Source organism: Stenotrophomonas pictorum JCM 9942 (assembly GCF_001310775.1).
Lineage (GTDB): Bacteria > Pseudomonadota > Gammaproteobacteria > Xanthomonadales > Xanthomonadaceae > Stenotrophomonas > Stenotrophomonas pictorum.
This window is the reverse complement of the sequence record NZ_BAZI01000579.1, coordinates 1-1,302: the sequence shown is the minus strand read 5'-3', so window position 1 is coordinate 1,302 and position 1,302 is coordinate 1. Positions and strand designations below refer to the sequence as shown.

General features: G+C 67.6%; 3 protein-coding genes. All 3 read left to right on the top strand.

Translation table 11 applies throughout. From position 1 onward, the window contains the following. A partial coding sequence (locus JCM9942_RS16210; protein WP_172675176.1) for a DMT family transporter occupies positions 1-564 on the top strand: 564 nt, incomplete at its 5' end. 155 nt (positions 565-719) lie between these two features. Then, positions 720-965 carry a hypothetical protein gene (locus tag JCM9942_RS16205; protein ID WP_054660882.1) on the top strand — a complete coding sequence of 82 codons (246 nt, stop codon included), beginning with the start codon at positions 720-722 and terminating at the stop codon, positions 963-965. An 89-nt stretch (positions 966-1,054) separates the two neighbouring features. Next, positions 1,055-1,302: amino acid kinase family protein (locus JCM9942_RS16200; protein WP_157723006.1), on the top strand; the 248-nt coding region annotated here is incomplete at its 3' end.

The window sequence follows — 1,302 nt, the reverse complement described above, 5'->3', positions numbered from 1 at the left end:
CCGGCGTTGGCGCTGTGCGTGGCCGGCGTGGTGTTGATGGGGGTGAAAGCGATGGCGTCCTCGCATGTGCAGACGTCGCCGGCGCAGCGCCTGACCGGTCTGCTGTGCGGCGTCGGCGCGCTGCTGTCGTGGACGGCGTACTCCATCGGCAACACCCGCTGGTTGGCGAAAGTGCCGGCGGTCTCCGGACATGACTGGTCGCTGCTGACCGGGGTGGCGACCGGCGGATTGGCGCTGCTGCTGGCACCGGTGGCGTTTGCGGGTGGCGGGCAGGGGCATTCGGGCGGGCAATGGCTCGGCTTCTGGGCGATGGCCACGGCCGTGGCGGTCTTCGCCTCGATCCTCGGCAACGCCTGCTGGAACCGGGCCAGCCGCGCGCTGCCGCTGACCCTGGGCGGGCAGATGATCGTGTTCGAGACCCTGTTCGGGCTGGTCTACGGCTTTGTGTGGCAGCAGCGCTGGCCGCTGCCGCTGGAGATCCTCGCGGCGCTCTGCCTGGTGGCCGGGGTGATCTGGAGCGCGGCCGCGCACCGTCCGGCAACCACGCTCGCCCAGTCGGCCTGAGCATTCTGCGCATTTATCTGCCGACCCTCGTCCGGGATGCCGGCGGAGGATGCTGCCGGCGAGAGTGATCGCGTTTTCACGCGTGGTCGGATCGCCGGCGTTCATCGCACCCGTTTGCCACCGCTTGCAGGATAGATGCGCGATGTTCGCGCTTGATGACATTTGCAACTTTTAGCCGCAGCTTTGGCGACGATGCCGACAAACGCTATTTTGCGTCGCAGCACTTGACAGGCTTCCAGTCGCTGGTGTCTCTTGGAGGCATGAACACCCCGCAGCCCCTCGCCCGCGTCCTGCCGCCGCCTCCTGGTGGCGCGTGCCGCGCATCCGGCCAGTGGCTGTCGATTACCACCACCATTATTACCGTCACCACTTGCCCGGTGCGGCCCGTCGTCTTCGCGTAATTTCCGAAAACCACGGCCCCGCACCCGGATCAGGATGCGGGGAAACTCCATCCAGATGCGTGTCGGGGCCTCCAGCCGAGGTTGATCCGATGTCGTCAGTTGCCGTTTTTCCCGCCGAACCCGTCGCGGACGCCGCCGTGCGCACCGTCGTGCACAAATTTGGCGGCACCTCGGTGGCCAATGCCGACCGCTACCGCCACGTCGGCCAGTTGCTGCTGGCGCGCGGGGAGGAGGAGCAGATCACTGTGGTCTCGGCGATGAAGGGGGTGACCGATGCGCTGATCGAGCTGGCGACGCTGGCCGGTGCGGCCGATCCGTTGTGGCGGCAGCGCTGGGA

Excerpts from the sequence above, each read along its gene's own strand:
- JCM9942_RS16205 (WP_054660882.1), top strand. The coding sequence starts at position 720 with ATGACATTTGCAACTTTTAGCCGCAGCTTTGGCGACGATGCCGACAAA.